The organism is Pseudomonas sp. GW821-FHT04D07 (assembly GCF_059420225.1).
This window is the reverse complement of the sequence record NZ_JBWKTH010000047.1, coordinates 15,626-29,726: the sequence shown is the minus strand read 5'-3', so window position 1 is coordinate 29,726 and position 14,101 is coordinate 15,626. Positions and strand designations below refer to the sequence as shown.

At 61.5% G+C, this 14,101-nt stretch carries 11 protein-coding genes, 3 tRNA genes and 1 riboswitch; of the genes, 2 read left to right on the top strand and 12 right to left on the bottom strand.

What is annotated here, in order from left to right; all coding sequences use genetic code 11:
- Positions 1-3 precede the first annotated feature (3 nt).
- From AC07T0_RS30875 to alaS, 6 genes are all read right to left on the bottom strand, one after another.
- A tRNA-Arg gene (locus AC07T0_RS30875) sits at positions 4-80 on the bottom strand.
- 71 nt (positions 81-151) lie between these two features.
- A tRNA-Arg gene (locus tag AC07T0_RS30870) sits at positions 152-228 on the bottom strand.
- A 108-nt stretch (positions 229-336) separates the two neighbouring features.
- Positions 337-427 (bottom strand) — tRNA-Ser (locus tag AC07T0_RS30865).
- Positions 428-488: 61 nt separating this feature from the next.
- Positions 489-677, bottom strand: coding sequence for a carbon storage regulator CsrA (csrA, locus tag AC07T0_RS30860; protein ID WP_002554426.1), 189 nt, complete (start codon positions 675-677; stop codon positions 489-491).
- Positions 678-863: 186 nt separating this feature from the next.
- On the bottom strand, positions 864-2,105 hold the full coding sequence (locus tag AC07T0_RS30855; RefSeq protein ID WP_248800849.1) for an aspartate kinase: 1,242 nt from the start codon (positions 2,103-2,105) through the stop codon (positions 864-866).
- A 95-nt stretch (positions 2,106-2,200) separates the two neighbouring features.
- Complete coding sequence (gene alaS / locus AC07T0_RS30850) at positions 2,201-4,825, bottom strand: alanine--tRNA ligase (protein ID WP_495004736.1); 2,625 nt, start codon at positions 4,823-4,825, stop codon at positions 2,201-2,203.
- A gap of 354 nt (positions 4,826-5,179) precedes the next feature.
- Positions 5,180-5,349: riboswitch (FMN riboswitch) on the top strand.
- Between the two features lie 127 nt (positions 5,350-5,476).
- On the opposite strand from alaS, the gene AC07T0_RS30845 reads away from it, so the two are divergent.
- Both AC07T0_RS30845 and AC07T0_RS30840 read left to right on the top strand, forming a co-directional pair.
- Positions 5,477-5,968 carry a 6,7-dimethyl-8-ribityllumazine synthase gene (locus tag AC07T0_RS30845; RefSeq protein WP_495004735.1) on the top strand — a complete coding sequence of 164 codons (492 nt, stop codon included), beginning with the start codon at positions 5,477-5,479 and terminating at the stop codon, positions 5,966-5,968.
- Positions 5,969-6,118: 150 nt separating this feature from the next.
- The gene (locus AC07T0_RS30840; protein WP_495004734.1) at positions 6,119-7,591 is read left to right on the top strand and encodes a M91 family zinc metallopeptidase; all 1,473 of its coding nucleotides are present in this window, start codon (positions 6,119-6,121) and stop codon (positions 7,589-7,591) included.
- A gap of 9 nt (positions 7,592-7,600) precedes the next feature.
- Here the strand turns inward: AC07T0_RS30840 and astE are convergent, their stop codons facing one another.
- The 6 genes from astE to aruF all read right to left on the bottom strand — a co-directional run bounded on the left by astE (position 7,601) and on the right by aruF (position 14,033).
- A complete protein-coding gene (gene astE, locus AC07T0_RS30835) occupies positions 7,601-8,608 on the bottom strand; it encodes a succinylglutamate desuccinylase (RefSeq protein WP_495004733.1) in 1,008 nt (335 codons plus the stop codon).
- A gap of 17 nt (positions 8,609-8,625) precedes the next feature.
- Positions 8,626-8,913 carry a topoisomerase II gene (locus AC07T0_RS30830; RefSeq protein WP_103496542.1) on the bottom strand — a complete coding sequence of 96 codons (288 nt, stop codon included), beginning with the start codon at positions 8,911-8,913 and terminating at the stop codon, positions 8,626-8,628.
- Positions 8,914-8,969: 56 nt separating this feature from the next.
- Complete coding sequence (astB, locus tag AC07T0_RS30825) at positions 8,970-10,316, bottom strand: N-succinylarginine dihydrolase (RefSeq protein WP_495004732.1); 1,347 nt, start codon at positions 10,314-10,316, stop codon at positions 8,970-8,972.
- A 132-nt stretch (positions 10,317-10,448) separates the two neighbouring features.
- Positions 10,449-11,918: a succinylglutamate-semialdehyde dehydrogenase gene (gene astD, locus AC07T0_RS30820; RefSeq protein ID WP_495004739.1), complete on the bottom strand. Its 1,470-nt coding sequence runs from the start codon at positions 11,916-11,918 to the stop codon at positions 10,449-10,451.
- Positions 11,915-12,940 carry an arginine N-succinyltransferase gene (gene astA, locus AC07T0_RS30815; RefSeq protein WP_495004731.1) on the bottom strand — a complete coding sequence of 342 codons (1,026 nt, stop codon included), beginning with the start codon at positions 12,938-12,940 and terminating at the stop codon, positions 11,915-11,917. The genes astD and astA overlap by 4 nt, the downstream gene beginning before the upstream one ends.
- 73 nt (positions 12,941-13,013) lie before the next feature.
- Positions 13,014-14,033: an arginine/ornithine succinyltransferase subunit alpha gene (gene aruF, locus AC07T0_RS30810; RefSeq protein WP_495004730.1), complete on the bottom strand. Its 1,020-nt coding sequence runs from the start codon at positions 14,031-14,033 to the stop codon at positions 13,014-13,016.
- Positions 14,034-14,101: the final 68 nt, after the last annotated feature.

Genomic DNA, 14,101 nt, shown 5'->3' with positions numbered 1-14,101 from the left:
GTATGGTGCACTCGACAGGATTCGAACCTGTGACCGCTCGGTTCGTAGCCGAGTACTCTATCCAGCTGAGCTACGAGTGCATGTGTGTTTTTAGACCAGATCACAACTGGTTGAAGCCACGTTATTCGTATCACTACCAACAACGCTTAAATGGTGCACTCGACAGGATTCGAACCTGTGACCGCTCGGTTCGTAGCCGAGTACTCTATCCAGCTGAGCTACGAGTGCATTTGATGCCGCGCATTATAGGCCGTGAAATCTTTTTGTAAAGCGCTTTTTTCTAGTAATTTCAACAACTTACCGAAGAAGCCAGATCTACACGTACTACGCAAATAATGGCGGAGAAGGGGGGATTCGAACCCCCGACACCCTTTTGAGGTGTACTCCCTTAGCAGGGGAGCGCCTTCGGCCACTCGGCCACCTCTCCGCAACACGGGGCGTATAATAACCAACCTTTCCCCGTTTGCAAAGCAAAAAATCAAATAAAATTAATGGCTTGGTTCTTCGTCCTTCTCTTTCTTGATCCGCAGATAGATTTCCTCACGGTGTACAGCCACTTCCTTGGGGGCATTGACCCCAATTCGGACTTGATTTCCTTTGACGCCAAGCACGGTCACAGTGATTTCACCGTCACCGATGATCAGGCTTTCTGCGCACCGACGAGTCAGAATCAGCATACCTTTCTCCTACACGCACTTCAGTTCAGGGACAACAGTCTGCAAAAAGGGCTTCGGCTTACAGGCTATATAGCCATTGCCCTACACCCCTGAGTATTGACCAGCGCAGACAAAAGAACAGCTCCCGCCCACGCCCATCAAGAAAAACAAAGGGCGCGGTTCAACCGCGCCCTTGGGGACGATGCGTCACTCGCCCTGTCGGGCCGGTGCGTCCAGCTCGAAGGCCGTGTGCAGCGCCCGTACCGCCAGCTCCAGATACTTCTCTTCGATCACCACGGAGACTTTGATCTCCGAGGTCGAGATCATCTGGATATTGATGCTTTCCTTGGCCAGGGCCTCGAACATGCGGCTGGCCACGCCAGCGTGGGAACGCATGCCGACACCGACGATCGACACCTTGGCGATCTTGGTGTCGCCGACCACTTCACGAGCACCGATCTCACGTGCGGTGTTTTCCAGGACGGTTTGCGCGGCCTGGTAGTCGTTGCGGTGCACGGTGAAGGTGAAGTCGGTGGTGTTATCGTGCGCGACGTTCTGCACGATCATGTCGACTTCGATATTCGCGGCACTGATCGGGCCGAGAATCTTGAAGGCCACGCCGGGGGTGTCTGGCACGCCACGGATGGTCAGCTTGGCTTCATCGCGGTTGAAGGCGATGCCGGAAATGATCGGCTGTTCCATGGATTCCTCTTCATCAATAGTAATGAGGGTGCCCGGACCCTCTTTGAAGCTGTGCAGGACGCGCAGCGGAACGTTGTACTTGCCGGCGAACTCGACCGCACGGATCTGCAACACCTTGGAACCGAGGCTGGCCATTTCCAGCATCTCTTCGAAGGTGATCTTGTCCAGGCGCTGGGCCTGGGCCACAACGCGTGGATCGGTGGTGTAGACGCCATCGACGTCGGTGTAGATCTGGCATTCGTCAGCCTTCAAGGCCGCCGCCAGCGCCACGCCGGTGGTGTCGGAACCGCCACGCCCGAGGGTGGTGATATTGCCGTGCTCGTCGACGCCCTGGAAACCGGCGACCACGACCACGCGACCGGCCTTCAGATCGCCACGAATCTTCTGATCGTCGATCTGCAGGATGCGCGCCTTATTGTGCGCGCTGTCGGTCAGGATCCGCACCTGGTTGCCGGTGTACGAGACCGCCGGTACACCACGCTTGATCAGCGCCATGGCCAGCAAGGCGATGGTCACCTGCTCGCCGGTGGAAACGATCACATCCAGTTCACGCGGAACCGGCTGCTGCTCGCCACTGATTTGCTTGGCCAGTTCGATCAGGCGGTTGGTCTCGCCGCTCATCGCGGACAGTACAACCACCAGGTCATCACCGGCTTCGCGGAACTTCTTAACCTTGTCGGCTACCTGCTCGATTCTCTCGACGGAGCCGACCGAGGTACCTCCGAATTTCTGTACGATCAAAGCCATTTCTAAGCCGCCTCAGCCCGTAAAGGGGCGCCCATTAATCATTCAACTTCACAGCTGCGATGCCCGCCACTAGACAGCAGGCACCCTTCGCGGCCTTAAACGCCCTGTTCGACAAAAGGTACGGTCAGGGCCAGCGCGGCATCCAGTTGCGCAGCGTCGATACCGCCGCCTTGCGCCATATCCGGACGACCACCGCCCTTCCCGCCCACTGCCGCAGCGGCTTGTTTCATCAGATCACCGGCTTTGAGTTGGCCAGTCAGGTCCTTGGTCACGCCTGCAACCAGAACGACCTTTTCCTCATGGACACTGCCGAGCAGGATCACTGCGCGACCGAGTTTGTTTTTCAGTTGATCGACCAACGCCAGCAGCGCCTTGCCATCCTGCCCGTCCAGGCGCACGGCCAGGACCTTGACGCCCTTGACGTCCAGGGCCGAAGCCGACAGGTCATCGCCCGCCGCGCTGGCGGCCTTGGCCTGCAATTGCTCCAGCTGTTTTTCCAGCAGGCGGTTGCGTTCCAGCACCGCCGACAGCTTGTCGATCAGGTTGTCGCGACTGCCCTTGATCAGGCTCGCGGCTTCCTTGAGTTGCTCTTCAGCGGCGTTCAGGTAGGCCAGTGCCGCTGCCCCCGTGACCGCTTCGATACGCCGTACGCCTGAGGCGACGCCGCCTTCGCTGGTAATTTTCAGCAGGCCGATATCGCCGGTGCGGTTGGCGTGGATACCGCCACACAGCTCAACGGAGAAATCGCCGCCCATGCTCAGTACCCGAACGCTGTCACCGTACTTCTCGCCAAACAGCGCCATGGCGCCTTTCTTCTTGGCGGTGTCGATATCGGTTTCTTCGGTTTCCACCACCGAGTTCTTGCGGATCTCGGCGTTGACGATATCTTCCAGGGCCTTGAGCTGCTCAGGCTTGATGGCTTCGAAGTGGCTGAAGTCAAAGCGCAGGCGCTGGCTATCGACCAACGAACCCTTCTGCTGGACATGCTCGCCCAACACCTGACGCAACGCGGCGTGCAGCAGGTGCGTGGCCGAGTGGTTCAGGGACGTGGCGTGGCGCACCTCGGCGGCCACCTGGGTGTCAACCTGGGCACCGACCAACAGGCTGCCTTGGGCCAGGACACCGTGGTGCAGGAACGCACCGCCGGTCTTGGTGGTATCGCGCACATCGAAGCGAGCGGCAGCCGCCTTGAGATAACCGCAATCACCCACCTGGCCGCCCGACTCGGCATAGAACGGCGTCTGGTCCAGGACCACAACGCCCTCTTCGCCTTCATTCAAGACGTCGACCGACTGCCCTTCTTTATAGAGTGCCACGACTTTCGCCGAACCGCTGGTAGCACTGTAGCCGGTGAACTCGGTGGCGACGTCGACCTTGACCAGGCTGTTGTAGTCCATACCGAAGGAACTGGCCGAACGCGCGCGTACGCGCTGGGCTTCCATCTCGCGCTCGAAACCGGCCTCGTCGAGAGTCAGGCTGCGTTCACGAGCGATGTCACCGGTCAGGTCCATAGGGAAACCGTAGGTGTCGTACAGCTTGAACACCACGTCGCCGGGGACGACCGACCCCTTGAGTTCGGCCAGGTCCTGCTCGAGGATCTTCAGGCCTTGCTCCAGGGTCTTGGCGAACTGCTCTTCTTCGGCTTTGAGCACGCGCTCGATATGCGCCTGCTGGGATTTCAGCTCAGGGAAGGCCTCGCCCATCTCGGCGACCAGGGCGGCAACGATCTGATAGAAGAAGCTGCCTTTGGCGCCCAGCTTGTTGCCGTGACGGCAGGCCCGGCGAATGATCCGACGCAGCACATAGCCACGGCCTTCGTTGGACGGCAACACACCGTCGGCAATCAGGAAGCCGCAGGAACGAATATGGTCGGCCACGACTTTCAGCGACGCCTGGTTGTCGTTGCTGCAGCCGATCGCCCGGGCCGAAGCACTCAGCAGGCTCTGGAACAGGTCGATCTCATAGTTGGAGTGAACGTGCTGCAACACCGCACTGATCCGCTCCAGGCCCATGCCGGTGTCCACCGACGGCGCCGGCAGCGGATGCAACACGCCGTCGGCGGTGCGGTTGAATTGCATGAACACGTTGTTCCAGATTTCGATGTAGCGGTCGCCGTCTTCTTCCGGCGAGCCGGGTGGGCCACCCCAGATATCGGCGCCGTGATCGTAGAAAATCTCGGTGCACGGACCGCACGGACCGGTATCGCCCATGGTCCAGAAGTTATCGGACGCGTAAGGCGCGCCCTTGTTGTCACCGATACGGACCATGCGCTCAGCCGGCACGCCGACTTCCTTGGTCCAGATATCGTAGGCTTCGTCGTCGCTGGCGTAGACCGTGACCCAGAGCTTCTCCTTCGGCAGGTTCAGCCACTGGTCGGACGTCAGGAAGGTCCAGGCGAAGGTGATCGCATCACGTTTGAAATAGTCGCCAAAGCTGAAGTTGCCGAGCATTTCGAAAAAGGTGTGGTGACGAGCGGTATAACCGACGTTTTCCAGGTCGTTGTGCTTGCCGCCGGCGCGCACGCATTTCTGACTGCTGACCGCGCGGGTATAGGCGCGCTTTTCCTGGCCCAGGAAGCAGTCCTTGAACTGGTTCATCCCCGCGTTGGTGAACAGCAGGGTCGGGTCGTTGCCCGGAATCAAAGAGCTGGAGGCTACACGGGTGTGGCCTTGCTGTTCGAAGAAGCGAAGGAAGGCTTCACGGATTTCTGCGCTTTTCATAGGTTCTTCCACGGAGTCTGCGGCCAAACGCAAGTGCATCACATCCAAAAGGGTTTGCGACTTGCAAAGGGCCGCATTATATCGGCCCTGCGCCTTGGGTACAGTGTGTTTATACGATAGAAACCGTCAATTGGACGGCCTGCAGTCTCATTCACGGCCAAATTCGGCCAATACCGCAACAACTTGTTCAACTTGCGTACACCTGGCGTCCCTATACCCAGGGTGACTTCAGCCTGATCGACGGCGGCTCGAGCCGACACGTCCTGCGGAAATTCGATCATCATTATCGAAACGACGACATGCGCTGCCTGAAAATATATGTTAAAAACTGGGCGCCGCCAGAAAGTCTGGTGGCAACGTTCTCAGGGCGGGGTGCAACTCCCCACCGGCGGTAATGGCGCGCAATGCGTCTAGCCCGCGAGCGCTTGACGACTCCCACGGCCTTGGCTGTCGGTCGACAAGGTCAGCAGACCCGGTGTGATCCCGGGGCCGACGGTCATAGTCCGGATGAAGAGAGAACGGGATTGACACCCAGGGGCCGTCCGCTGATCCGTGTGTGCCTGCGAGCATCCCACAACGAAGCTGAACGCACCCTTGAATCCCATTCGATTCATATCGCCCTGTTTTTCACACAAACAGGAGTCAGAACAGATGCAACCCACCCCTATTCATCACAACCAACGTATCGCCTTCATCCAGGCTTGCTGGCACAAGGATATTGTCGACCAGGCGCGCCACGGTTTTGTCTCGGAAATCGCCAAGCTGGGCTATCAGGAAAGCGATATCGACTTCTTCGAGGTCGGCGGCGCATTCGAAATCCCTCTGCATGCCAAGCTGCTGGCCAAGTCCGGGCGGTATGCCGGCGTGGTCGCCGCGGGCCTGGTGGTTGATGGCGGGATCTATCGCCACGACTTCGTCGCCACCGCGGTGATCGACGGCCTGATGCAAGTCCAGCTGGACACCGAAGTGCCGGTATTTTCGGTGGTACTGACCCCGCACCACTTCCACGCGGGTGAAGAACACCAGAAATTCTTCTTCGATCACTTCGTGCACAAAGGCCAGGAAGCGGCGAAAACCTGCGCCGACACCCTGAGCAAACTGCGCGCCCTGCCGCGTCTCACGCCACAGAAAGTAGCGGTCTGAGCCACCGGCGACCTGCCGGCCCGGGCCGGCGGGTCATTGCCCCGCACATAACTATCTACCCTCTCCCAGCGGCGCCAATGCGTTTAAGTGGACTCGACATTCAGCCCTTTCAGGGCTCTCGAAACCCACCGCTTGCGGAGACACCGCCCTATGAACGACTTTTCCAGACTTGGCCCGGACATGCCCGTCCCGCCCGCTAATGAACACTGGATCGACGGCAACCACGAAAACCCCCAGCCACTCACCACCGCCCTGAGCCAATACCCGGACGACCAGCGGATCATGCACAGCCATACGCTGCACGTGGACGACACGGTCATGGTGGAGCGCAACAAGCTCGAGATATCCCCCGGCTATCGCGGCCCCACCGACCATCTGGTGTTCACCACCCGGGACCGCTCCGACCAGATACACCTGTATCTGACCGATCATCCGGTCCTCGATATCAATAACCGGCGCTATCACCTGAAGATGGCCTCAACCGGGCAAGTCATTGTGCTGCGCACACAGGGCGGCGATGACAACATCCGGGTCGACGACCAGGTGCAGACCACGGTGTTCATCGACTCGGGTACCGGCGACGACCGAGTACTCTGCGGCGGCGGCTTCACAAAAGTCAGCGCCGGCCCCGGCAACGACCAGGTGATCACACGCTCCGGCGCCAGCTATATCGAAGCGGGGGAAGGCGACGATATCGTCAGCGGTCAGGGCGGCGGCGCCATGACCGCCTATGGCGGCAAGGGCCACGACGTCCTGATCGGCGGCGAAGGTGCCTGTTTCCTGGATGGCGGCCAGGGCGACGATGTGCTGCTAGGCGGCAGAGGCCACAACGTGCTCAGCGGGGCCGACGGCAACGACCAGATCAGCCCCGGCCCTGGCCGCAATACGGTCTACACCGGGACCGGCGTGGACTTCGTCGAACACCTCGGGCCCAATACCCAGCTGTTCAATGCGTATGCCGCCACCGGGCCCGTTCCGTCAAACATCGATACAGCGCCCGGCACCGTCATCGCCGCCAAGGAGCTGGACAGTTGCGGTGTGGTCGTTGAGGGCACGTTGGAGTTCCAGGAGCGGGTCAAGGACGACCTCAGACTGCTGCTGGGTTCCGGCAACGGCCGGCAATTGCTCGGAGCCCTGGGCGAGGCCAGGAAAAAAAGCGGCGTCCCGGTGCTGGTCAAGGAGTTGACCGAGGAGGAGAACGGCATGTGCTTCCCGAACCGCTCGCAACCCGATAACCCGTTTGAGGACGAACACCCCTTTATCGAAAACGGCCAGGCGGGCATTCCGGTCAAGGGTTGCACGGTGTACTACGATCCGTCGTTCCTCAAGGGCGAAGTCACCAGCATCGTTCATCTCTACCACGAGCTGTGCCACGCCTATAACTACGTGACCGGAACGGTTTTTCTAGGCTATGGCCCCGACGGTCCGGACGGGAACAACCCTCGGCGCCCGGTTCCCAACCCCGAACTCCAGGCTGTCGGCTTAAGCGCCAACGCACCGCCATTCGATTTCGACGGGAACCCCGCGACACCGCCCCTGAACAGCAATCCCGAGGCTTTCAGCGAAAACGGCCTACGCCGGGAGTTCGGTATCCCACCACGCAAGCAATACCGGGGAGACTGATCGCCGGGCCTAAACCAGGTGCTCGTCGCAGGATGGCACCACCAGAATCCCCGCCCGTAGGCCATTTTTCACCTTCGGGTTGGGGAAAATGATCCGCGCGCCCTGCTCTTCCACGACCCAGCGGCTGTTCGCCAGGTCCTCGGCCAGCAGATAGCCCTGGGGCAGTTCCGAGAAGTTCTCGATATCCACCGGCAAGTGCATCAGGAAGCTGTCGCTGTGCTTGATGATTTCCCGGGCCACGCTGAACAGTTGCAAACCTTCAAGCGTTTCATCAGTGGCCGGCTCGCGCCCCTCGATGATCTGCTTGAGGCGCAATTCCAGGCGTGTCACATCGACGCCCTCGTTCTGCCCGAACGGACGCGCCTTGCCCAGTTCCAGGGTAAAGGCCTCGGCGCCCAGCTTGTCGTAGGTGTAGCTGCTGAAGACGATGGACGGCTTGTTCTGCAACAGCACCGCCGTCATCCCGGCGGCGCGCAGGCGGGCCAGCTCGCGACGGGAATGCGCCCGGCCTTCCTGGAAGGGATACAGGGCGAACTGTTCGATCTTCGAACCGCGAATGGCCGTGTGCAGGTCATAGTGCAGGCGCTCGCGATCCGCCAGGCTGAAGAAACTCGCCGCCAGGCGCTCCAGCTCGCAAGCGCGCAGGGCTTCACTGCCACTGCTCTGCTCATGCCGGCCGTTGAACAGCCGGTTGACGTCCTGCTCGACAAAACGCTCGCCGCGGCGGATCGCCTCGGGATTGCCGAACAGGAACAGAATACGTGCGCGGGGCTTGAGATCGCCCCGGGCAATGTCGTGCAACAGCCGATCGAGCAACTCGATCGGCGCTGTTTCGTTACCGTGGATACCAGCGGACAACAGCAGGTCCAGCCCATTGTCCCGGACCTCGGGAGGCCGCACTTCAAGCGCGCCCTCGCTCAGCCAGCGCATGCGCACACCGTCGACCGTCAGTTGAGTCTTCTCCGCCGGTTCACGACCGGCGAGGGTCAGTTCAAGCAGTTTGCCGAGGGCGAGCATGGCGCGGTATTCCTTAATCAGTGATGGTGATCGCAGTCGGGGCCGTGGACATGATCGTCCTCGCCGATCTCGGCCGGCTCCATCTCCAGTTGCAGGCTGACCAGGTTGGTCGCCAGCGGGCGCAACAGCAGGTTGGCGTATTCGGCGTCGCCTTCCTCGACATCGACACCGATCAGCAGTTGGCCGCGACCGTCGTGCTGGATCCACAATTCCTTGCCCTGCCAGATCACCGCGACGCGGGTGCAGGAGGTTTCCAGTTGAGTGCCGTCGGTATCTTCAAGGATCAGCTGCAGGGTATCGCTCATGTTTTAGGCTCTCGTCTGGAAGTAAAACGCCGCGCTCCAAGACAGAGCGGCGGCCTTCAATTGATCTGGAATGGGTAAACCGAGCCCAGTTTAAGGATTTGCGTCAGTTCATCCAATGCCGTGCGACATTCAAGCAGCAACCGCGGGTCGGCCAGGTCGCTTTCACGCAGGCTGTCGCGGTAGTGCTTGTCGACCCACTGGGTCAGCGTGCCATACAACGGCGCCGTCATGATAACCCCCGGGTTGACCGCCGCCAGTTCGTTTTCCTTCAAGGCCACGCGCAAGCGCAGGCAGGCCGGGCCACCGCCGTTCTGCATGCTCTGCTTGAGGTCGAAGACCTTGACCTCGCGGACCGGGCCGGCGGCGCTGGTCAGTTCCTGCAAGTAGGCCCAGACCCGTGGGTTGCCACGGCACTCTTCCGGCACGATCAGCAGCATGCCACCGTCGGCCCGGTTCAACAGCTGGCTGTTGAACAGGTAGGAACGCACCGCGTCTTCCACCGCCACTTTCGAGCGCGGCACGCAGATCGCCTGGAAGTTGCCACCGCGCTTGGCCAGCTTGCCCTGCAACTCGGCGAGCATCTGCTCGGTGTCGAGGAAGGCGTCCTCGTGGTAGAACAACACCTCGCCGTTACCCACCGCGATCACGTCGTTGTGGAACACACCCTGGTCGATCACGGCCGGGTTCTGTTGAGCATAGACCACGCCGTCGTCGCTCAGGCCATGCAGACGGGCGACCGCCTGCGAGGCTTCGAGGGTCTGACGCGCCGGGTATTTCTGCGGCGCCGGGTAGCGAGTATCGAAGGCGCTGCGACCGAAGACGAAGAACTCGACGCCGGCTTCGCCGTACTCTCGGCAGAAACGCGTGTGGTTGGCCGCACCTTCGTCGCCGAACTGGGCCACGGCAGGTAGCGCCGCGTGATGGGCGAAATGCTTGGCGTCGGCGAACATCGCCGCCAGCACACGGCTGGTGGTCGGGTGCTCGATGCTGCGGTGGTATTTGCAGTTGAGGTTGGCGGCGGTGAAATGCACGCGGCCGTCGGCGGTGTCGGCACTCGGGCTGACGGTGCCGGCGTTGGCCACCCACATGCTCGACGCCGAGCAACTGGCGACCAGCAACGGCATCGCCTGCTTCGCGGCCTGTTCAATCACCTGTGCATCGCTGCCGGTGAAACCGAGACTGCGCAGGGCCGCTACATCCGGACGCTCCTGCGGGGCCAGTACGCCCTGGACAAAGCCCATGTCCATCAGCGCTTTCATTTTCGCCAGGCCTTGCAGCGCCGCTTCCTTGGGGTTGGAAGCCTGCTGGCTGTTGCTCTGGGAAGCGACGTTGCCGTAGGACAGGCCGCCGTAGTTATGGGTCGGGCCTACAAGACCGTCAAAATTGACTTCAAAGGATTTCATCGGCGAGGCTCCATGAATCTGTTTTTATAAGCACAAATCATCTGCGTATGGCGACCACTTTGCGGTCATCGCCAGCAAGCTGGCTCCTACAGGAGCTGGCTTGCCAGCGATAGGGCCCGCAGGCCCGACGAATCAGGAAAGCCGAACACCCGGTGTCAGTGTCGCCGGCACCGTCAAGCTCGGCGTTTCCAGCGATGCCACCGGGTACGCGCAATAATCCGCCGCGTAATAGGCGCTGGCGCGATGGTTGCCCGAGCCCCCGACCCCACCGAACGGCGCACTGCTGGCAGCACCCGTCAGTTGTTTGTTCCAGTTGACGATCCCGGCCCGGCTTTCCAGCCAGAACTGCTGGTAACGCGCCTCGGAATCCGACAGCAGGCCTGCGGCCAGGCCGTACTGCGTATTGTTGGCCTCGGCAATCGCCGCGTCGAAATCAGCGTAGCGAATCACTTGCAGCAAGGGGCCGAACAACTCTTCATCAGGGCGATCAGCCACCGCCGTTACATCGAGAATACCCGGGGTCAGCAACGCCGCCGTGGCCTGCGGCTGAGTCATTTCCAGCAATGCCAGGGCGCCATGGCCCAGCAATTGCGCCTGGGCATCCATCAAGGCACGCGCGGCACCGAGGGACACCACCGAGCCCATGAACGGTGCCGGCTGCTGGTCGAACGCACCGACTTCAATGGTCGCGCTGACCGCCACCAGGCGCTCCAGCAGCGTATCGCCCCAGGCCCCTTCAGGCACCAGCAGGCGGCGGGCACAGGTGCAACGCTGCCCGGCGGAGATAAAGGCCGACTGAATAATGGTGTACACCGCCGCGTCCAAGTCCTGGACCTGATCGACTACCAGCGGGTTGTTGCCGCCCATTTCCAGAGCCAGGATCTTGTCCGGACGCCCGGCGAATTGCTGATGCAGATGGTTGCCGGTGCGGCTCGAACCAGTGAAGAACAGACCGTCGATGCCCGCATTCGCCGCCAGGGCAATCCCGGTTTCCCGCGCGCCCTGCAACAGGTTCAATACGCCCGCCGGCAGACCGGCCTCGATCCAGCAACGCACGGTCAGTTCAGCGACCTTCGGGGTCAGTTCGCTCGGTTTGAACAGCACGCTGTTACCGGCCAGCAACGCCGGCACGATATGTCCATTGGGCAAGTGGCCAGGGAAGTTGTAAGGACCGAACACCGCCACCACACCGTGGGGCTTGTGGCGCAACACCGCGGTGGCGTCGCCCAGCGGGCCGCTCTTCTCGCCGGTACGCTCACGGTAGCTCTGCACCGAGATGGCGATCTTGTTGACCATGCTGGTCACTTCGGTCGCCGCTTCCCACAGGGGTTTGCCGGTTTCTTCACCGATGCAACGGGCCAACTCGTCGGCACGGCTTTTCAGCTGCGCGGCAAAACTTTCGAGTACGACAATACGCTCGTCGAGGGAACGCTTGGCCCAGGCCGGAAACGCCTGGCGCGCGGCCTGCACGGCGGCGTCGACCTGGGCGGCACTGGCCCCCTTGCCGGACCACAGTACGCGCTGGGTCACCGGGTTCAACGATTCGAAGGCTTCGCCCCGGCCTTCCTGCCAGGCACCAGCGATGTAAAGCGTGCTCATTATTTCGACTCCCGGGAAGCAGACAACGGTACCGCGCGGACCTGATCGCCCGCGCTCAGTTGAAGACGTTTGGCGGTCAGCGGATCGACCACCAGGGTGCCCGCCGCCAGGCGTGCCGGAGCCGCGGTGATACGGCAGTCCTCGCGCTTGCGGTTGTGGATCAGGTACGGCGTGGCATCGTCACCCGGGGTGCCGACGGCCAACACCAGCGCCTGGCTGTCGCGCACCGCGCGGATCTTGCTGGTTTCGCACTCCACCGCTGGACCGGCGTCGAAGATGTCGACATAACCCTGGTAACTGAAACCTTCGCTCTTGAGCATCGCCAGCGCCGGCTCGGTGTCGGTGTGCACCTTGCCGATCACCGCGCGCGCCTCTTCGGAGAGGAAGCAGGTGTACAGCGGGAACTTGGGCATCAACTCGGCGATAAAAGCCTTGTTACCGACACCGGTCAGGTAATCGGCCTGGCTGAATTCCATCTTGAAGAAGTGCCGGCCCAGGCTTTCCCAGAACGGCGAGCGCCCGGCCGCATCGGACATGCCACGCATCTCGGCGATGATCTTGTTGCCGAACAACTCGGGGAATTCAGCGATAAACAGCATCCGCGCCTTGGCCAGCATGCGGCCGTTGAGGCCACTGCGATAGTCGGCATGCAGGAACAGCGAGCACAGCTCCGAGTTACCGGTCAGGTCGTTGGCCAGGAACAGCGTCGGAATTTCGCGGTAGATCTTCAGTTCCTGGGAAGCGCTGACCGTCAGGCCGACCCGGAAGTTGTACCAGGGCTCACGAAGGCCCACCGCGCCGGCAATGGCGCTGATACCGACCACGCGGCCATTGTCGTCTTCGAGCACGAACAGATAGTCCGCATCGCCACGACCGGCTTCACCAGTGAAGGTTTTTTCCGCCCAAGCGACCCGATGGGCCAGGCGCTCTTCATTGGCCGGCAAGGTGGTCAGGCCGGTGCCCGTGCTGCGGGCCAGGTCGATCAGAGCGGGTAAATCGCTGCTGCGTACGGGACGAACGATCATGCTATCTCCTCAAACGGGCACCGGCTGACGGCCGCCCGCGAAACTCGCTGTAAGGCTGCTTTCGATACCGGCCTTAAACCGCTACCAGGCGCACGCTGGCACCTTCGCCGACGCCCAGGGCTTCGGCGGCTTGTAGGTCCAGGGTGACCGGTTTGCCCGGCGCATAATCGAGCTCCAGCAACACCGCGCGATAATCCTGCAGCAATGCGTTGGACACCAGGTACTGGCGTCCGCCGCCCTTGTAGGTGTCACCGAGCTTCACCGGTACCACCCGGCTCTGGGCGATGGAGCGAATCCCGCTGACCCGCGCATGCAGGGTCGGACCGCCATCGAAGATGTCGATGTAGTGATCGGTTTCGAAGCCTTCGCGCATCAGGATATCGAAGGTGATCTGCGCCCGCGGGTGCACTTGGCCCATCGCCTCTTGGGCGGCGTCCGGCAGCAGCGGCACGTAGATCGGGTAATGCGGCATCAGTTCGGCGAGGAAGGTCCGGCTTTTCAGGCCGCACAGGCGCTCGGCCGCCGCGTAGTTCAGGTCGAAGAAGTTGCGACCGATGGCATCCCAGAACGGCGAGTCGCCGTGTTCGTCGCTGTAGCCGACGATCTCGGTCACCACCGAATCGGCGAAGCGCTCCGGATGACTGGCGACGAACAGCAGACGCCCGCGGGAATTGAGCTCCGACCAGGCCGAACCGACCAGCTCCGGGACCACGTAGAAGCTGGTCAGCAGGCTGTTGCCGGTCAGGTCATGGCACTGCGAAAGCACATGGATCTTGTTGTGGATCTTCAGCTCGCGGGAGGCATGCACGAAAGTCTCGTTACGGAAGCTGTAGAACGGCTCCGAGTAGCCGGCCGAGGCAACGATGGCCGAGCAGCCCGCCAGCTTGCCGGTGGCGCTGTCTTCGAGCACGAAGAAATAGCTTTCTTCGCCATTGAAGCTGACTTCGGCGGCGAACGAGGCCTCACTTGCTGCGATCTTGTCGCGCAGGCGGCCTTCGTCATCCGGCAAGGAAGTGACACCGATCGGGCTGTCCGCGGCCAGGCGCCGTACCTCGTCCAGGTCAGCCATTTGCGCGGGGCGCATCACCAGCATGGTGTCACTCCTTCAATCCAGAACAGGTCGGTGTGTACCGACAGAAAAAAAATACCCGGGTAGGAGCG

What these genes read in the sequence shown, in the direction of transcription:
- aruF (WP_495004730.1), bottom strand. Translation starts at nt 14,033, where the DNA reads ATGCTGGTGATGCGCCCCGCGCAAATGGCTGACCTGGACGAGGTACGG.
- AC07T0_RS30845 (WP_495004735.1), top strand. Translation starts at nt 5,477, where the DNA reads ATGCAACCCACCCCTATTCATCACAACCAACGTATCGCCTTCATCCAG.
- AC07T0_RS30830 (WP_103496542.1), bottom strand. Translation starts at nt 8,913, where the DNA reads ATGAGCGATACCCTGCAGCTGATCCTTGAAGATACCGACGGCACTCAA.
- AC07T0_RS30855 (WP_248800849.1), bottom strand. Translation starts at nt 2,105, where the DNA reads ATGGCTTTGATCGTACAGAAATTCGGAGGTACCTCGGTCGGCTCCGTC.
- alaS (WP_495004736.1), bottom strand. Translation starts at nt 4,825, where the DNA reads ATGAAAAGCGCAGAAATCCGTGAAGCCTTCCTTCGCTTCTTCGAACAG.
- astA (WP_495004731.1), bottom strand. Translation starts at nt 12,940, where the DNA reads ATGATCGTTCGTCCCGTACGCAGCAGCGATTTACCCGCTCTGATCGAC.
- AC07T0_RS30840 (WP_495004734.1), top strand. Translation starts at nt 6,119, where the DNA reads ATGAACGACTTTTCCAGACTTGGCCCGGACATGCCCGTCCCGCCCGCT.
- astB (WP_495004732.1), bottom strand. Translation starts at nt 10,316, where the DNA reads ATGAAATCCTTTGAAGTCAATTTTGACGGTCTTGTAGGCCCGACCCAT.
- astE (WP_495004733.1), bottom strand. Translation starts at nt 8,608, where the DNA reads ATGCTCGCCCTCGGCAAACTGCTTGAACTGACCCTCGCCGGTCGTGAA.
- csrA (WP_002554426.1), bottom strand. Translation starts at nt 677, where the DNA reads ATGCTGATTCTGACTCGTCGGTGCGCAGAAAGCCTGATCATCGGTGAC.